Below are 17459 nucleotides of genomic sequence, written 5' to 3' on the forward strand. Positions count from 1 at the left end.
CGGCGGGCGCGCCTTCGTCCCGGACTGGGACCGCTACCGCCAGGAGCCGGCACCGCCCGCGGAACGGGCCACCGCCGCGCACCCGGCACCGGCGCCGGCCGCGGCTCAGCGGCCGGCAGCAGGGCAGCGAGCGGTCCACCGGCCCGGTCCGGCCCGGTCCCCCGAGGCGCACCGCCCCGCCCCGCAGCCGGTCCCCGGGACGGCCGTGCCGGACGGCCGCGGCACTCCCGCGCCGTCCCTCGCCCCGGCGGGCCCCGCCGTCCCCCGGCGGACCCTGCCCGGCCGGCTGACGGACCTCCCGCACGGCACCTTTCTGGAACGCCGGATCGACGCCCTGTCGGCGGAGGACCGGGGCATTGTCGCCCGGAACGACTACTTCTACGAGCCGGTCATCGAGGAGGCCGACGGCTCGTGGATCACCTTCGACGGCAAGCGGTTCCTCAACTTCGCCTCCTACAGCTATCTCGGCCTGATCGGGCATCCCTACATCAACCACCACACGCACCAGGCCGTGGAGCGGCACGGCACCGGGGCCCACGGAGTCCGGCTGCTGGCGGGCACCCTCCACCTGCACCGGGAGCTGGAACTGGCGCTCGCGCGCTTCCTCGGCACCGAGGACGCGGTGGTCTTCTCCAGCGGCTACATGGCGAACGTGGCCACCGTCGGCGCGCTCGTGGGGCCGGACGACGTGATCATCGGAGATGTCTACAACCACGCCAGCATCCTGGACGGCTACCGGTTGTCCGGTGCCCGTGTCCTCACCTACGCGCACAACGACCTGGCCGATCTGGAACGGGCGCTGCGCAAGGCGGGGGACGCGGGGCGGCTGGTCGTCACCGACGCCGTCTTCAGCATGGACGGCGATGTCGCCGACCTGCCCGGCATCGTGGAACTCTGCGAGCGCTACGACGCCCCGCTGATGGTCGACGAGGCGCACAGTCTCGGCGTGCTGGGAGCCACCGGCCGCGGCATCACCGAGCACTTCGGCATCGACCCCGCACGGGTGCCGGTGAAGATGGGCACCCTGTCCAAGACGGTCCCCAGCGCGGGCGGTTACGTGGCCGGGTCGAGCGATCTGGTGTTCGCGCTGAAGAACAACGCGCGCGGCTGGATGTTCTCGGCAGCCGCGACACCCGCCCAGGTGGCGGCGGCCAAGGCGGCGGTCGAGGTGATGGAGGCGGCACCGGCACTCGCCGGGGAACTGCGTGCGAAGACCGACCGCTACCGCGGCCGGCTGCGCTCGCTCGGCTTCGACACGCTGGCCAGCGAGACCCCGGTCGTGCCGATCGTGTGCGCGAGCGCCGAGCAGGCCCAGGCCATGGCCCGCCTGTGCCAGAACGACGGCCTGTTCGTCCAGCCCATCGTGTACCCGGCCGTGCCCCGTGCCCTGCCCCGGCTGCGGACGATCATCAACCTCAGCCACTCCGACCACGACCTCGACGAGGCCGTCACCACCTTGGAGCGGGCGGGCCGCCGCGTGGGGCTCATCGCCTGAGCCCGGGCCCCACCACCCGGTCCCCTGTCACCACCCCACCAGCTGATCGAACGGAAGGAACAACCGTGAGCGAGATCGACAACGAGGCGTTCTTCGGGGCCGTGCTGAAGGCTCTGGCCTGCACGCGCAACCACAACCCCGACCCCGCCGAGCACGCGTCCGGGGTGCGGGCCCCCGCCGCGAGCATCCGGGAGCTGGAGAAGGAGTCCGGCGGGCGGCCGCTCACCCGCGCCGAGGCCGAACAGGTCCTGGCCTGGCTCGAGTCGACGTTCCACGCCAAGCGCACTCCGGAGGAGGAACGGCGTCACTACCTGACCCGGATCGCCGAGGTCTCGGGCCTGCCCGTGGTGCCGGCGGCCGTCTCCGGCTGACCGCCGGCACCGCCCGCCCCTCCGCTCCCCACCCCGACCACCGACGAGGATCTGAGATCGCATGCCGAACCCCGCCTGGTACAGCCATGAGATCTGTTTCTGGCACGACCCCGGCCCCGGGTCCGGTTACGTGCCGGTCGGGCCGGGCGTGGAGCCCCTGCGGCAGTTCGCCGTGGACCCGGACCTGCGCAGGGCGGAGGGGCTGGTCCGGGCCTCCGGTGTGCTGGACCACTTCACCGAGGTCACCCCGGAGCCGGCCACGGACGAGGACCTGCTGCTGGTGCACAGCGCCGACCACATCGGCCGCATCGAGGCGGCATCGGCTCAGGGTGCCGGGGACGCCGGAGTGTACGCGCACGTCAACTATCACAGCGCGCAGGCGGCCAGACTGGCTGTCGGCGCCTGCGTCCAGTCGGCTCTCGCCGTGCTGGACGGCCGGTTCGACCGCGCCTACTGCCTCGTGCGGCCGCCCGGGCACCACGCCGAACCGGACCGGGCGATGGCACTGTGCCTCTACAACAACGTCGCCGTCGCCGCACGCGCGGCACAGCGGCACGGGGCACGCCGCGTCATGGTGCTGGACTGGGACGTCCACCACGGCAACGGCATCCAGAAGGCCTTCTACGAGGACCCCAACGTGCTGTACGTGTCGGTCCATCAGGAAGGCCTGTTCCCGCCGGCGTCCGGACTCGTCACCGAGACGGGCTCCGGTGACGGCGCGGGGACCACGCTCAACGTGCCGCTGCCCGCCGGGTCCGGGCACGACGCCTATCTGGCGGCAATGGCCCGGCTCGTGCAGCCGGCCGCCCGTGCCTTCGGCCCGGAGCTGATCCTGGTCGCGGCCGGCGTCGACGCGGGCGGGCACGACCCCATGGGCCGCATGATGTGCACCAGCCGCACCTTCCACGCCATGACGACGATGATGTGCCGCACCGCGGAGGAGCTGACCGGGGGCAGGATCGTCTTCGCCCACGAGGGCGGCTACTCGGCGTGGTACCAGCCGATGCTCGTGCTCGGAACAGCTGCCGCCGTCGCCGGCCTTCCCGAACCCCGGGATCCCTTCCTCCATTCCCTGGAGCACCTCCCGGGGCAGCGCATCAGACCGCACCAGAGCCGTGTGATCGAGCACCTGGAGTCGCACCATCCACTACTGACACGGGGGAGACAGGCATGACGACCAACTGGCTGATGACCATGCGGACCGGACGGCCGCCGGAGGGGGACGAACGCTTCCGCCGGTCCCGGGCCCGCCCTCGCTTCCGGGTGATCGCGCTGCCGCACGCCGGTGGCTGGCCCTCGGCGTTCCAGCCCTGGCAGCCCGGGCTGCCCGACGACGTGGAGCTGCTCGTCGGACAGCTTCCGGGCAGGGGCCCGCGCATCGGTGAGCCACCGCTGCGCAGGGTCGAACCCCTGGTGGAAGGGCTGAGCCGCGCGGTCGCCGAGCTCGAGCCGATGCCCTACGCGGTCATCGGGCACAGCTTCGGCAGTGTGCTGGGCTACGAACTCACCAAGGCGATGGAGCACAAGGGGCTGCCACCGCGTCTGCTGGCTGTCTCGGCCCGGCAGCCGCCGTGCTTCCCCAGCGAGCCGCCGTTCGCCCACCTGCGCACCGACGACGAACTCCTCGCCCATCTGGTGGACATCGGTGGCGTGTCCGCGGATCTCCTCCGCAGACCCGCTCTGATGGGCCCCTCCCTGGCGGCGATCCGCGCCGACCTGGAGGCCATGGAAACCTACCGGCGGCCCCTGTCGGGGACCGCCGTCCCGATCCTGTCGCTCGGGGCGGTGGACGATCCCGTCGTCATCGCCGAGCGGCTGCACCTGTGGTCGCTGGAGACGACCGGCTCCTTCACCCGTCTGATGTTCACCGGCGGCCACTTCTACCTCTACTCCCCGGACAGCGCCGCGGTGATCATCCGGCATCTCGTGTCCGGACTCACCGGCGGCTCCCCGCCGCCCGCGCCGCCCTCCCCCGCCGACGGACCGCCGGGGCACGTCTCCCCGGCGGCAGTCGGCCACGTTCCCGAAAGGACTCTCTCTTGAGCACCGTCAACGCATCCCGCCACCGGGCCGGACCACGCGAGTGGCTCGGCCTGGCCGTGCTCGCACTGCCCACGCTGCTGCTCTCCATCGACGTCAGCGTGCTCCACCTGGCGGTGCCGCACATCAGCGGGAGCCTGGACGCCAGTGCGTCACAGATGCTGTGGATCATCGACATCTACGGCTTCATGATCGCCGGTTTCCTGGTGACCATGGGAACGCTCGGCGACCGGATAGGCCGCCGCAGGCTGCTCATCATCGGCGCCGCCGCCTTCGGCATCGCCTCGGTGGCCGCGGCCTACGCGACCAGCCCGGCACTCCTGATCGCTGCCCGGGCCGCGCTCGGTGTCGCCGGGGCCACCCTGATGCCTTCCACTCTCGCGCTGATCACCAACATGTTCCGCGACGCCAAGGAGCGCGGGCTGGCCATCGCCGTCTGGGTCACCATGTTCTCCGTCGGCATCGCGCTCGGCCCGGTGGTCGGCGGAGCCATGCTGGAACTGTTCTGGTGGGGATCGGTCTTCCTGCTCGGCGTGCCGATCATGGCAATGCTGCTGGTGACCGCGCCCTGGCTGCTGCCGGAGTACCGCGACCCCGAGGCCGGCCGGCTGGACCTCACCAGCGTGGCCCTGTCCCTGTCCGCCATCCTGCCGGTCGTCTACGGGCTGAAGGAACTGGCCAAGGAGGGCTTCTCCCCGGCCGCCGGGGCGGCGATCGCCGTGGGCCTGGTCGTCGGCGTGCTGTTCGTGCGCAGACAGCGGGAACTGACCGCTCCCCTGCTGGACCTGAAGCTGTTCCGCGACCCGGTCTTCGCCACCGCTCTGCTGACACTGCTGCTGAGCATGCTCGTCGCGGGCGGCACCTACCTCTTCGTCACCCAGTACCTGCAGCTCGTCGAGGGGCTTTCGCCGATGACCGCCGGGCTGTGGCTGCTGCCCGCGGCCTTCGCCCTGATCGTGACCTCCATGCTCGCCCCGGTGGCCGCCGCCCGCTACCGTCCGGCCCACGTGGTGGCCGCCGGGCTCGCCGTGTCGGCCGTGGGGCACCTGATGCTGAGCCTGGTCGGACCGTCGTCCGGGCTCTCCCAACTGGTGATCGGGTTCCTGCTGGTGTACGCCGGGGGCGGACCGCTGATCGCGCTCGGCACGGCGATCGTCATCGGCTCGGCACCGCCGGAACAGGCCGGCTCCGCTTCCGCGGTCTCGGAGACCAGCACCGAGCTCGGGATGGCGCTGGGTGTCGCCCTGCTCGGCAGCCTCGGCACGGCGCTGTACCGCAGTCAGGTGGAGGTACCCGCTCAGGTTCCGGCGGCTGCCTCCGGCATCGCGGAGCAGTCCCTGCCGGGAGCGTCCGCGGTGGCCCAGGACCTGCCCGCCCCGGTCGGCGAGACACTGCTGGTCAGCGCCCGCGAGGCCTTCACCAGCGGCCTCAACGCCGTCGCCGTGGTGGGCACCGTGCTCGCCCTGGCCAGCGCGGTGCTCGTGGCGGTGGTGATCCGGACGCCGCCTTCCGGAAGCACGGAAGGCGCCGATGAGGCCCCCGCGGAGGGGTCCGGCGGAGCGGCCCCCGGTGAGGACGTGCCGGCGGCCCTCTGACCCCGCTCGGCGGGGCACGTCCGGAGCCGGTCCACCGGCCGCGGCCCGGACGTGCCCCGTCCGCTGCTATGGAGCGCCGCCCGTGTAGGCGTCGGCGAAGCCGGCGGACGGTTCGATCGGCGTGATGACGTCGACGAGCACCCCGTCGGGGTCGGCGACGATGAAGTGCCGCTGCCCGAAGTCCTCACTGCGCAGCGGCAGCACCGGGGTGAGCCCTTCCCCGTCGACCAGCCGGCGGTGCTCCGCGTCGACGTCGGCCACCTCGAGATTGAGCAGCAGACCCTGGGCCGGCCGGCGGTACCCCTCGGGCATCGTCGGATGGGTGGCGTCCAGCAGGGCGAGTTCGTAGTGCGGCGGCTCGGGCCGGCGCAGACTCACGTACCAGTCCGACTCGAAGGTCTTCTCGAAGCCGAAGAGGTTCGTGTAGAAGTCCATGGACTCGGCGAGATGCTCGCTGCAGATCACCGGATAGAAGCTGGTCAGATTCGAGGAGTTCATCTCAGTTCACCGTTCCCCTGCCACTGGTCAGTGGAATCCGGACGACGGCATCCGGATTGCACGATTATCCGCCGTCATGCCCCGGCCTGCCCGGCGGGCCGAGGTCCATCCCGCCCCCGGAGGGGCACCTCTCCGGCCCCGGCCCCGGTGAGGACACAACGGCCCCACCGCGCCACCTCCCCCACGAGACACGGTGACAGAGTATGCGCCCACAGTGACACGCTCCTCATAGCGCCGGAACATCCCCCGGACGAGTGATTTCGCGGCGCGGCACCGGACCCTCGGCAGCCCCGATGGACGAGCCGGGCCCGGGCCGCACCGGACGGCCGGGGGTGCGCACCCACACACAAAGGGACATTACTTCGCCTATCGGACGTTTTGGCGCAATGGGCCCGGGCACCTGGACCGGGAGGTGATGACAGATGCCTGATTCCGGCAGCAAGGAACACGAGACGGGGGAGACCGCCGAGAGCGGCACCGTGCCGCACGGCGGGACAACGGGAACCCGGACCGGACCGCCCGGCGGCCTCGCACCCGGCGACCACGGCCGGCGGTCTCCCGGGCCGGAGAGTTTCTGGGGGTCGGCGAGCGGGCGCACGGGGCAGCTCCCCGAGACGGACTGACCCTCGGCGGGCGAGAAGGCGGGACGCCATGACCGACAGGCACCAGGAGAACCGGAACCGCACACCGCGCGGCGGCACGCGGGAGGACCGGGCGACCGTGCGGGCACTGCTCGACCGGCACGGCAGGACGTACGCGGCGGACGCGGGCATCAGGCTGCGGAACACCCCCCAGCCCCTCTACCAGCTTCTGGTGCTCTCCACGCTGCTGTCCGCGCGCATCCGGGCCGACGTCGCGGTGGCAGCCGCCAGAGCCCTCTTCGCGGCCGGGCTGCGCAGTCCTCGCCGGATGGCGGAGTCGGACTGGCAGCAGCGGGTGGACGCGCTGGGGGAAGGCGGCTACCGCCGGTACGACGAACGGACGGCGACCATGCTGGGCCGGGGCGCCGGACTCGTTCTGGAGAACCACGGCGGTGATCTGCGCCGGCTCCGGGAGGACCCCGACCCCGCGAAGCGGCTGCGGGAGATCCCGGGCATCGGGCCCACCGGCGCGGACATCTTCCTGCGCGAGGTGCAGGGCATCTGGCCCGAGCACGCGCCCTTCATCGACCGCAAGGCCCAGGACGGTGCGGAGCGGCTGTCGCTGCCCACCGCCCCGCGATCGCTGCGGCGGCCGGTGGGCAGGGACGAGCAACTGCCCGGACTGGCGGCGGGACTGGTCCGCGTCGCACTGGACAGGCGGACCGCCGAGGACGTGCGCGAGGCCGCCGCGGCCTGAGTGCTGCCCGGGCACAGATACCAGGAAGAAAGGCAGGGAGCCCTGATGGCCGACATCGAGGCGCCGGAGCTGGAAAGACTCTGGGACGAATTCCACCGCATCGTGAACATGACGTCGCACGAGCTGGGCGCCTGGCTGCGGATCAGCAGCGCCGGCGAACGGACCGAGGCGCTGCCCGACCGCTCGGGCAGCGAGCAGGGCCGGCACGTGCTCGCCGTCCTGCAGAAACGACGCGTCGACCTCACCGACGACGACATCCGCCTGATGGAGGAGGTCGTCGGGACGGTGCGCACCGAACTGGAGGAGGGCCCGGACGGCGCGCCGGAGGCCGACTGGCGGCACCGGCTGATGAGCCTGGGGCACGATCCGCTGCGCTCGGGCTGACGCCTTCACTCCTGCTCTCCCCTCCTCCACCGCGGCGCCCGCGGCCCACTCTCCGGGCCGCGGGGGCCGCCGGGTGTTGACGTGGAGCGCCATGGCGACGATGCTAAGCAAGCGCTCAGTCGTCGATGTGAGAGGGGATGCGTCTCCATGGGAACGGATACCGCGGCCGGTCCGCAGGAGGTGACCCGGCGGGTGCGCGCGCTGCTGGACACCCACGACCCGGCCACCACCGACCGGCTCGACTTCCTCAGGGCCCGCTTCGACGCCGGTCTGGCCTGGGTCCACTTCCCCGTGGGGCTCGGCGGCCTGGGAGTCCCACGCGGCCTGCAGGCCGTGGCCGACCGGGAGCTGGCTGCCGCGGGGGCACCGGACAACGACCCGCGCCGGATCGGCATCGGGCTGGGCATGGCCGCCCCGACGATCCTCCGCTACGGCACCGACGAGCAGAAGAAGCGCTTCCTGCGGCCGCTGTGGACCGGCGAGGAGGTCTGGTGCCAGCTGTTCAGCGAGCCGGGCGCCGGTTCGGACCTGGCCTCCCTGGCGACGCGCGCCGTCCGGGACGGGGACCACTGGGTCGTGGACGGCCAGAAGGTGTGGACTTCCGGAGCCCATCACGCGCGCTGGGCGATTCTGATCGCCCGCACCGACCCGGGCGTCCCCAAGCATCGCGGCATCACCTACTTCGCCTGTGACATGACCGACCCCGGCATCGAGGTCCGGCCGCTGCGGCAGATCACCGGTGAGGCGGAGTTCAACGAGGTCTTCCTCACCGGTGTCCGGATCCCCGACGCCGACCGGATCGGTGCCGTGGGCGAAGGCTGGGAGGTGGCGCGCACCACGCTGAACAACGAGCGCGTGGCCATCGGCAGCGGCCGCCGGGAGCTCGAGGACGGCATGATCGGCAAGGTCGCCCGCACCTGGCGCGACCGCCCCGAGCTGCGCACCCACGACCTCCACCAGCGGCTGCTGGCCGGCTGGGTCTCCTCCGAGGTCACCCGGCTGACCGGGGAACGGCTGGCCCAGCAGCTGGCCGCCGGTCAGCCCGGCCCGGAGGGCGCCGGCATGAAGCTGGCCTTCGCCCGCCTGGCCCAGGAGCTCAGCGGCCTGGAGCTGGAGCTGCTGGCCGATGACGGCCTCACCTACGAGGACTGGACGATGGTCCGCCCCGAGGCGGTCAACTTCACCGGCCGGGACGCCGGCTACCGCTACCTGCGGGCGAAGGGCAACTCCATCGAGGGCGGCACGTCCGAGATCCTCCGCTCGGTCATCGCCGAACGCGTGCTGGGGCTGCCCCGCGAACCGAGCAACGACAAGGACCTGCCGTGGAAGGAACTGCCCCGATGACCGAGAGCACCACCGCCGGGTCCGCACAGCACACCGCCGCGACGCCCGCAGCACCCGACCTGCTGTACTCGGAGATCGAGGAGGAGCTGCGCGCCAGCGTCCGTTCGCTGCTGGCCGACCGCTGTCCGCCGGAGGCCGTCCTGGGCCGCTGCGAAGGCCCCGAGCCCTACGACCCCGCACTGTGGCAGTCGCTGGCCGCCGACATGGGGACCGCCGGCCTGCACGTTCCCGAGGAGCTGGGTGGCGCCGGGGCCTCGCCGCGCGAGGTCGCCGTCGTCCTGGAGGAACTGGGCCGCTCCGCCGCGCCCACTCCCTACCTCGGTCACACCGTGCTGGCCTGCACGGCGCTGACGGCCGCCGGCACCCCGGAGGCGCACGAGCTGCTCTCCGGCCTGGCCTCCGGGAGCCGCCGGGGCACCCTGGCGCTCCCCTTGTCGACCGCGCCCGGCGGACAGCTCGCGGCGCCGGCCCGGACCGACGGCGCGGGCCGCCTCACCGGGCGGATCCCCGCGGTGGCCGATGCCACCGGTTTCGCGGGGGACGACATCCTGCTGGTGCCGGTGAACGGACCGCGGGGCATGGAGCTGTACGCGGTGGAGGCCGGTGCCGCGGGGACGAGCGTGACACCCCGGGTCTCACTGGACCTCACCCGCCCGATCGCCGACATCGCTCTGGAGGGTGCGGCCGCCCGCCTGCTCGCCGGGCCGGACCGGGCGGAGGAGGCCGTCGGCCAAGCGCTGCTGACCGGCGCCGGACTGCTGGCCTCCGAACAGCTCGGCATCGCCGAGTGGTGTCTGGACAGCACGGTCTCCTACCTCCGCGAACGGCGTCAGTTCGGCCGGACGGTGGGCTCCTTCCAGGCACTCAAGCACCGGCTCGCCGAGCTGTGGCTCGCGGTGGCCGGGGCCAGGGCCGCGGCCCGCAACGCGGCGGACGCCCTGGCCTCCGGGCGTCCCGACGCCGCCGTCGCGGTAGCGGTCGCTCAGGCGCACTGCGGCGACACGGCCGTGCTCGCCGCCGAGGAGTGCGTCCAGCTGCACGGCGGCATCGGAATGACCTGGGAGCTGCCCGCGCACCTGTACCTGAAGCGGGCCAAGGCCGACCAGATCGCCCTGGGCTCCCCGGGGCGGCACCGGGAGGCCCTGGCCGGCCTGGTCAGCCTCCCGGCTCCCGGCGCCTGACCCCGGCGGCGGCCACCGGCCGCCACCAGTGGTCGACCGGTGCCTCCTTCGCGGGCTCGAACGGCTCACCCGGCCGCGGGACGGCAACCGTCACGTCCAGCGGCCGGGCGCCGTTCACCGTGCGTTCGACCGGCTCGTCCCAGGAGTGCAGAGCCAGGTTGAAGGTGCCCCAGTGGATGGGCAGGAGCACTCCTCGGGGATGACCGCCGGAGAGATCGCGGTGCGCCCGCAGTCCCTCCTCCGGGGTCATGTGGACATCGGGCCAGAACTCGCTGTAGGCACCGACCTGCATCATCGTGGCGTCGAACGGTCCGTGCTCGGCGCCGATCCGCGCGAAGCCGGGGAAGTAGCCGGTGTCGCCGCTGTGGAACACCCGGTGCCCGGAGCCGGCCACCACCCATGAGGCCCACAGCGTCACGCCGTGGTTGCGCACCCCTCGGCCGCAGAAGTGCCGGCCGGGGGTGGCCGTCAGGGTGAGGCCGCCCACCTGCGCCGACTCGTGCCAGTCCAGTTCGGCGATGCGTTCCCCCGGCACCCCCCAGTGCTCCAGATGGGCGCCCACCCCCAGCGGGACCGCGAAGACCGCCCGGGTGGCCAGCAGGGCCCGGACGGTGAACATGTCCAGATGGTCGTAGTGGTCGTGGGAGATCACCACGGCGTCCAGCGGTCCGATCCGGTCCAGCGCGAGAGGCACCGGGTGCAGGCGGCGCGGTCCGACGAAGCCGAAGGGCGAGCAGCGCTCGCCCCAGACGGGGTCGAACAGCACCCGGTGCCCGTCGATCTCGGCCAGCACGGTGGCGTGGCCCAGCCAGGTCAGCCTCAGGCCGGTGCCGGGCGCTGCGGCCGGAGCGCCGGGAGCCGGACGGTACAGCGGCACCGGGGCGGCGGGGCGGCGGTGCCCGCGCCCGGCGCCGAACAGCACCTCCCGCAGCAGGGCGCCTCCCGTGCCCGGCAGCAGCGTCCGGGTGGGGAGCTCGTTGCGGAAGATGCCGTCGGCGAACTGCGGTGACGCCTGGACGCGTGCCAGCCGCTCCCCCGCGGGTCTGCTCCCGAAGGAGGCAGGGCACAGCGACCGGGCCGCGGACCGGGGCAGCGAGACGAGCCGGGAGCGCAGCGGGCGCCCGGGTGACGCGGAGGGGTGGACGAACACGGAACCTCCAGGGGTGCCCTGTCGATCTTACGAGGCGCAGCCGCGCCCGGCCGCCGGGAAGCCGGTACCCCCACCCGGCTGCCGTACGCCGTGGCGCCGTTCCGGTACGGGGCCCGGCTGCGGGCCCGGGACGTCTCAGCCCTTGACGCAGACGACCTGCCGGAGCCTGGCCACGACCTCCACCAGGTCCCGCTGCTGATCGATCACCTGCTCGATGGGCTTGTAGGCGGCGGGGATCTCGTCGACCACCCCGGCGTCCTTGCGGCACTCCACTCCGCGGGTCTGGTCGGCGAGGTCCTGTGCGGTGTACCGCTTCTTGGCCGCGCTGCGGCTCATGCGGCGGCCCGCACCGTGCGAGGCCGACTGGTAGGAGGCCGGGTTGCCCAGGCCCCTGACGATGTAGGAGCCGGTTCCCATCGACCCGGGGATGATGCCGTACTCCCCGCTGCCCGCGCGGATCGCCCCCTTGCGGGTCACCAGCAGGTCCATGCCGTCGTACCGCTCCTCGGCGACGTAGTTGTGGTGGCAGGAGATCACCTCGCCGAAGACCGGTGCCGCCTTGCGGAACTCCTTGCGCACCACGTCCTGGAGCAGGGCCATCATCACGGCCCGGTTGGCGCGCGCGTACTCCTGGGCCCAGAAGAGGTCGTGCCGGTAGGCCTCCATCCGGGGGGTGCCGGCCACGAACACCGCCAGGTCCCGGTCGACCAGTCCCCGGTTGTGGGGGAGAGTCCTGGCCACACCGATGTGATGCTCGGCGAGCTCCTTGCCGATGTTGCGGGAACCGGAGTGCAGCATCAGCCACACCGCGCCCTCGGTGTCCGTGCACACTTCCACGAAGTGGTTGCCCCCGCCCAGCGAGCCCATCTGGCGCCGGGCACGGTCGCGGCGGAACGACACGGCCTCGGCGACCCGGCCGAAGCGGCTCCAGAAGCCGTCCCACCCCGCGGTCGGCAGGCCGTGCAGCCGGGCCGGGTCGACCGGCTCGTCGTGCATGGCCCGGCCGACCGGGATGGCGGCCTCGATCCGTGAGCGCAGCCGCGAGAGATCGCCGGGCAGGTCGTTCTCGGTGAGCGAGGTGCGCACCGCGGACATTCCGCAGCCGATGTCCACACCGACCGCGGCCGGGCACACCGCTCCTTCCATGGCGATCACCGATCCGACCGTGGCGCCCTTGCCGTAGTGCACATCGGGCATGACGGCAAGACCGCGGATCCACGGCAGGGTCGCGGTGTTGTGCAGCTGCCGCAGGGACGCGGTGTCCACCGTGGCCGGATCGGCCCACATCCGGATCGGCACCCGTGCGGCGGGCAGTTCGGTGTATCCCATGGTTTCCGGCTCCCCCGGTGCGGTGATCGGCCACGCCATTGTCCGCGGCGGCAGGGGGGCGGGGGCAACCGCATTTCCTGCGGGGACGCACCGGCCCGGCCACGGGCGTCCGGGGAGCCTCCCCGAAGTCCGGCGATCGGGCGACAACAGGGCTCTACGGCCCGTAATCTGACGGTGCGACTTCTGTCACCCGGGACGGGGAGGACCCCCCACATGGCCGCACGTGGACGCCACCGCCGCTACAAGCCGAGCCCTGTTTCCAGGGCTTCGCTGACCGTGACCGCCGGCGGAGCCGGGCTTGCGCTGCCGCTGATCAGCGCCGCTCCCGCGAACGCGGCCCCCGTCGAGACCTGGGACAAGGTCGCCGAGTGCGAGAGCAACGGCACCTGGGACATCAACACGGGCAACGGCTACTTCGGCGGCCTCCAGTTCAAGCAGAGCACCTGGGAGGAGTTCGGCGGCACGGCCTATGCCGCGCGAGCCGACCAGGCCTCGAAGGACCAGCAGATCGCCGTTGCCGAGCAGGTCCTGGAGGGACAGGGCCCGCGGGCCTGGCCCACCTGCTCGCAGCGGGCCGGGCTGGTCCGCGGCGGTGAGGCACCGGACGTCTCCCCGCAGGGCACCCGGGCGGAGCCGGCCGCCGCTCAGGAGGGCAAGGACGGCGCGGCTCCCTCCTACGAGGTGGTCCGCGGGGACACCCTGTCGGGCATCGCGCAGTCGCACGGGGTGCGCGGCGGCTGGCAGTCGCTGTACGAGCTGAACCGGCAGACCGTGGGCTCCGATCCGGATCTCATCATCCCCGGTCAGCGGCTGGCACTGGAGTCCGGGAGCCCAACCGCCCGGACACCGGCCCCGCAGAAGAGCGCCGGCAAGCCGGAGAAGGCCCGGCAGAAGGCGCAGGAGAAGACCGAGAAGGCCCAGCAGAAACAGCAGGCGGAACAGAAGCAGGCCGAGAAGAAGAAGAAGAAGGAGGAGTCCGGCGCCCGGCAGGCTGCCGCCCCCGCCTATGTCTCTCCGGTGAGCGGTGGAACGGGCACGGCGTACCGGACCACCGGCAGTTCCTGGTCCTCCGGCTATCACACGGGGGTCGACTTCCCCGTCCCCACCGGCACCGCGGTGAAGTCCGTCACCGCGGGCCAGGTGGTGTCCGCGGGCTGGGCGGACTCCTTCGGCTACGAGGTGATCGTCCGGCACCCCGACGGCAGGTACACGCAGTACGCGCACCTGTCAGCGATCTCCGTCTCCGCCGGCCAGCCGGTCGCCGGCGGGCAGCAGGTGGGGCGCGTGGGGTCCACGGGCAACTCGACCGGCCCCCATCTGCACTTCGAGGTGCGCACCGGCCCGGGCTTCGGGAGCGACATCGACCCACTGGCGTATCTCCGGCAGAACGGCGTGACGCTCTGAGGGATTGGCCGATCCGCACGGGGAACCGGCAGGTGCGCGCGAAACACAGTGAGTCAGCCCGGCTCCCCAGCGTGAGATGGATCGTCAACAAGGCTCCCTCGACGCCCCTGTGAGCCTTTCCCGCGGCACATGCGCCCGGCCCGGACCGGCGGCACCAAGGCCGGACCGATCAGTCTCGGCCATGCTGAATTCGGACAGAGATGCCAATACCCGCCCCGAAGGGGGACGGTGATCTTCCGTTTTCTTCCCACCACCAGTCGGGTGTCAGTACTCTCAGATACCAATTCGCGCATATGCAGGAGACGTTGATGGAACGACCCGCCTGGGCACCGCACGGTATCGACCTGTCCGTACCAAGCGTTTCGCGTATGTACGACTACTACCTCGGGGGCTCGCACAACTTCGAGGTGGACAGGGCGGCGGCCCGCCAGGCCATTGCCGCGTTCCCCGGACTGCCCAAGATCATGCAGACCAACCGGGCCTTCATGCGCCGCGCCGTGCGGTTCGCCCTCGGCGAGGGCGTGACCCAGTTCCTGGACATCGGGTCGGGCATTCCCACCTTCGGCAATGTGCACGAGGTCGCCCAGGCGGCGAGCGACGAGGCCCGCGTGGTGTACGTCGACAACGACCCGGTGGCCGTCGCGCACAGCCGTGCGGTTCTCGAGGGTGACGAGCGCACAGCCGTTCTGGCGGCCGACTTCCGCAGCCCCAGGCAGATCGTGGAGGCACCCGAGACCCGGGGGCTCCTCGACTTCGACCGGCCGGTGGCACTGCTGCTGGTGGCTCTCCTGCACTTCATCGAGGACAAGGACGACCCGTGGGGCAGCCTGGCCGTCCTGCGGGACGCCCTCCCCGCCGGCAGCCTGCTGGTGATCAATCACGCCTCCGTGGACGGCGGGACCGTACCGGCCGAGCGCGGCGAGAACGTCTCCAGCGTCTACCGGAACGCCGGTTCGAACCTCATCATGCGTTCCCGCGCCGAGGTGGAGCGGTTCTTCGACGACTTCCGGCTTGTCGAGCCCGGTCTGGTGGCAGCCCCGAACTGGCGGCCGGACGGCCCGGTCGGCCAGGAGGACCCGGTCGTCTTCAACGGGCTCGCCGGGGTGGGGCGCAAGGCGTGACGCGCCCGCCCGCGGCGCCCGCCCGCACCGCCGATGACGAAGGCCGGGGCGACCCCCCCGACGGCCCCGAGCGTTTCGCGAGGATCTGGTGCCGCGCGGTCTACCCGGGCACCGCCACCTCGATGACACGCCCCGAGTTCGAGTCGTACCTGCTCGCCCTCACCCGGCGGCTGTCGGCAGCGCTGCACGCCCGGCCCTTCGACCCGGCCCCCGGCCGCGGCGTGGGGGACGCCCTGGTCGCGGCCCACTGCACGGCCCCCGAATCGCTGCCGCAGATCCTCGGCGTCATCGACGCCTACCTGCTGCTGTACTGCGGCGACCCCGAGCGCCTGCCCGCCGAAGAGGGCAGGGCCCGGTGTTCCCGTCTCCAGCACGCCGTCGCCGCCGGCTTCGCCCGGGCCCTGCAGGAGCGCACCCGCTCGGAGCAGGAGGCGATGTCACGGGCCGCCTTGACCGCCCAGAGCGAGATGGCCCACGCGCTGCACGAGAGCGAGTCCCGCTTCCGCGCCTTGTTCAAGAGCGCGGCCCTGGGCATCGGCATCGCCGACATCGAGGGCAACGTCCTCGACTTCAACCGTGCCCTGGCCGACATGTTCGGCGGCTCGGAGTACCACATCCGCAGCCACAAGGTCACCGACTGGGTCCATCCGGAGGACACCCCCGAGGTGTGGCGGCTCCAGAACGAGCTGATGCGCGGCGAACGCGACCACTACCGTTTCGAGAAGCCCTACCAGCGCAGCGACGGCACCGTCCTGTGGACCAACCTGACCGTCTCACTGCTGCGCGACGCCGACGGGCACCCGAGCTACATGCTGGCCATGATGGAGGACATCACCGAGCGGCGGCTGCTCAACCTGCGACTTCGCTATGAGGCCACCCATGACGCCCTGACCTCGCTGCCCAACCGGGCCATGTTCTTCGAACGGCTGGAGCAGGCGCTGTCCTCCGGCTCCGGCACCTCCCGGATCGGGCTGTGCTACCTGGACCTGGACGGCTTCAAAGCCGTCAACGACAGCCTGGGACACGCCGTCGGTGACCAGATGCTGATCGCCGTGGCCGAGCGGCTGCAGCAGTGCGCCTCCGGTCCGGGCCAGCTGCTGGCGCGCATCGGCGGGGACGAGTTCGTGGCACTGGTCACCGACCCGGCCTCGCCCGCGGAGGTGACCGCGCTGGCCGCCCGGGCACTGGACGCGCTGTCCACACCGGTCGAGGTGGCCGGCCGGGAGCTGCTGGCCCGGGCCAGCATCGGCGTGGTCGAGGGCCCGGTGGACGAGCTCAGCTCGGCCGAGGTACTGCGCAGCGCCGACATCACCATGTACCGGGCCAAGGCGGAAGGCGGCAACCGCTTCGCCGTGGCGGATCCGGACTCCGACGCCCGGGCCATCAGCCGGCACCACCTCACCCACCACCTCCCCGCCGCGCTGAAGGGATGCGAGTTCTTCATCGAGTACCAGCCGCTGGTGAAGATGTCCGACGGCAGCCTGGAGGGCGCCGAGGCCCTGGTGCGCTGGAGCCACCCGCGGCACGGCGTGCTGGGCCCGGACCGCTTCATCCCGCTGGCCGAGCACACCGGGCTGATCGTGCCACTGGGCCGCTGGGTGCTCCAGGAGGCGGTCCGCCAGGCCTGCGAGTGGCAGGTGCGGGGCATAGGGGCCCGGCCGCTGCGGGTGAACGTCAACCTCTCGCCCCGGCAGCTGCACGACCCGGACCTGGTCCAGGACACCGTGGCCGTCCTGGAGGAGGCCGGGCTGTGCCCCAGTTCGCTGTGCCTGGAGGTGACCGAGACCGCGCTGATCAGGGCGGACGACAGAGAGCTGAGACCACTGCGGCAGCTGGCGGATCTCGGCGTGGGTATCGCGCTGGACGACTTCGGCACCGGGTACTCCAACCTGGCCAATCTCCGGAGGCTCCCGGCCAGCACCCTGAAGCTGGACCGCTCCTTCACCCAGGGCCTCCAGCAGGAACCGGCGGACCCGGTGGATCTGAAGGTCGTGGAGGGTATCGTCTCACTGGCCCACACGCTGAACCTGTCGGTGACCGTGGAGGGCGTGGAGACATCCGTCCAGGCCGCCCAGCTTCGCGAGCTGGGCTGCGACTCGGCCCAGGGCTGGTACTACGCCCGGCCCGGGCCGCCGGAGAAGCTGCCCGAGGCGGTCTGAGCCCGCTTCCCGGCTCGCACGCCTCCCCCGCGGGGCGGCGGACAACCCGT

16 protein-coding genes are annotated in these 17459 nt (G+C 72.3%); 13 read left to right on the forward strand and 3 right to left on the reverse strand.

What is annotated here, in order from left to right:
- The 5 genes from ABD299_RS22905 to ABD299_RS22925 form a co-directional block, all read left to right on the forward strand.
- A partial coding sequence (locus tag ABD299_RS22905) for an aminotransferase class I/II-fold pyridoxal phosphate-dependent enzyme (RefSeq protein ID WP_344266005.1) occupies positions 1-1495 on the forward strand: 1495 nt, incomplete at its 5' end.
- 65 nt (positions 1496-1560) lie between these two features.
- The gene (locus tag ABD299_RS22910) at positions 1561-1866 is read left to right on the forward strand and encodes a hypothetical protein (RefSeq protein ID WP_344266007.1); all 306 of its coding nucleotides are present in this window, start codon (positions 1561-1563) and stop codon (positions 1864-1866) included.
- A gap of 61 nt (positions 1867-1927) precedes the next feature.
- Positions 1928-3040 carry a class II histone deacetylase gene (locus tag ABD299_RS22915; RefSeq protein ID WP_344266009.1) on the forward strand — a complete coding sequence of 371 codons (1113 nt, stop codon included), beginning with the start codon at positions 1928-1930 and terminating at the stop codon, positions 3038-3040.
- A complete protein-coding gene (locus ABD299_RS22920; RefSeq protein WP_344266011.1) occupies positions 3037-3909 on the forward strand; it encodes a thioesterase II family protein in 873 nt (290 codons plus the stop codon). The genes ABD299_RS22915 and ABD299_RS22920 overlap by 4 nt, the downstream gene beginning before the upstream one ends.
- The gene (locus ABD299_RS22925) at positions 3906-5501 is read left to right on the forward strand and encodes an MFS transporter (RefSeq protein ID WP_344266013.1); all 1596 of its coding nucleotides are present in this window, start codon (positions 3906-3908) and stop codon (positions 5499-5501) included. Before ABD299_RS22920 ends, ABD299_RS22925 begins: the two co-directional genes overlap by 4 nt.
- Before the next feature lie 66 nt (positions 5502-5567).
- Here ABD299_RS22925 and ABD299_RS22930 read toward each other — a convergent pair whose 3' ends face one another.
- Positions 5568-5999, reverse strand: a complete 432-nt coding sequence (locus tag ABD299_RS22930; RefSeq protein ID WP_344266016.1) for a VOC family protein — start codon at positions 5997-5999, stop codon at positions 5568-5570.
- A gap of 422 nt (positions 6000-6421) precedes the next feature.
- On the opposite strand from ABD299_RS22930, the gene ABD299_RS22935 reads away from it, so the two are divergent.
- From ABD299_RS22935 to ABD299_RS22955, 5 genes are all read left to right on the forward strand, one after another.
- On the forward strand, positions 6422-6622 hold the full coding sequence (locus ABD299_RS22935) for a hypothetical protein (RefSeq protein WP_344266019.1): 201 nt from the start codon (positions 6422-6424) through the stop codon (positions 6620-6622).
- A 28-nt stretch (positions 6623-6650) separates the two neighbouring features.
- Positions 6651-7337 (forward strand): hypothetical protein, encoded by a 687-nt coding sequence (locus ABD299_RS22940; protein ID WP_344266022.1) that lies wholly within the window; start codon positions 6651-6653, stop codon positions 7335-7337.
- Positions 7338-7382: 45 nt separating this feature from the next.
- Positions 7383-7721 (forward strand): DUF3140 domain-containing protein, encoded by a 339-nt coding sequence (locus tag ABD299_RS22945; RefSeq protein ID WP_344266025.1) that lies wholly within the window; start codon positions 7383-7385, stop codon positions 7719-7721.
- Between the two features lie 147 nt (positions 7722-7868).
- On the forward strand, positions 7869-9065 hold the full coding sequence (locus ABD299_RS22950) for an acyl-CoA dehydrogenase family protein (protein WP_344266028.1): 1197 nt from the start codon (positions 7869-7871) through the stop codon (positions 9063-9065).
- Positions 9062-10246: an acyl-CoA dehydrogenase family protein gene (locus ABD299_RS22955; protein ID WP_344266030.1), complete on the forward strand. Its 1185-nt coding sequence runs from the start codon at positions 9062-9064 to the stop codon at positions 10244-10246. Before ABD299_RS22950 ends, ABD299_RS22955 begins: the two co-directional genes overlap by 4 nt.
- On the opposite strand, the gene ABD299_RS22960 is transcribed toward ABD299_RS22955, so the two are convergent.
- Together ABD299_RS22960 and ABD299_RS22965 are read right to left on the reverse strand one after the other, a co-directional pair.
- Complete coding sequence (locus tag ABD299_RS22960; protein WP_425581404.1) at positions 10221-11396, reverse strand: MBL fold metallo-hydrolase; 1176 nt, start codon at positions 11394-11396, stop codon at positions 10221-10223. The genes ABD299_RS22955 and ABD299_RS22960 overlap by 26 nt on opposite strands.
- Before the next feature lie 135 nt (positions 11397-11531).
- Complete coding sequence (locus ABD299_RS22965; protein WP_344266032.1) at positions 11532-12725, reverse strand: RtcB family protein; 1194 nt, start codon at positions 12723-12725, stop codon at positions 11532-11534.
- A gap of 213 nt (positions 12726-12938) precedes the next feature.
- Between ABD299_RS22965 and ABD299_RS22970 the strand changes: the two genes are divergently transcribed.
- The 3 genes from ABD299_RS22970 (at position 12939) to ABD299_RS22980 (ending at position 17409) form a co-directional block, all read left to right on the forward strand.
- On the forward strand, positions 12939-14129 hold the full coding sequence (locus ABD299_RS22970; RefSeq protein WP_344266035.1) for a transglycosylase family protein: 1191 nt from the start codon (positions 12939-12941) through the stop codon (positions 14127-14129).
- Between the two features lie 308 nt (positions 14130-14437).
- Positions 14438-15250, forward strand: coding sequence for an SAM-dependent methyltransferase (locus ABD299_RS22975; RefSeq protein WP_344266038.1), 813 nt, complete (start codon positions 14438-14440; stop codon positions 15248-15250).
- Positions 15247-17409 (forward strand): putative bifunctional diguanylate cyclase/phosphodiesterase, encoded by a 2163-nt coding sequence (locus ABD299_RS22980; RefSeq protein WP_344266041.1) that lies wholly within the window; start codon positions 15247-15249, stop codon positions 17407-17409. The genes ABD299_RS22975 and ABD299_RS22980 overlap by 4 nt, the downstream gene beginning before the upstream one ends.
- The last annotated feature ends 50 nt before the right edge of the window (positions 17410-17459 follow it).

Source organism: Streptomyces sodiiphilus (assembly GCF_039529215.1).
GTDB lineage: Bacteria > Actinomycetota > Actinomycetes > Streptomycetales > Streptomycetaceae > Streptomyces > Streptomyces sodiiphilus.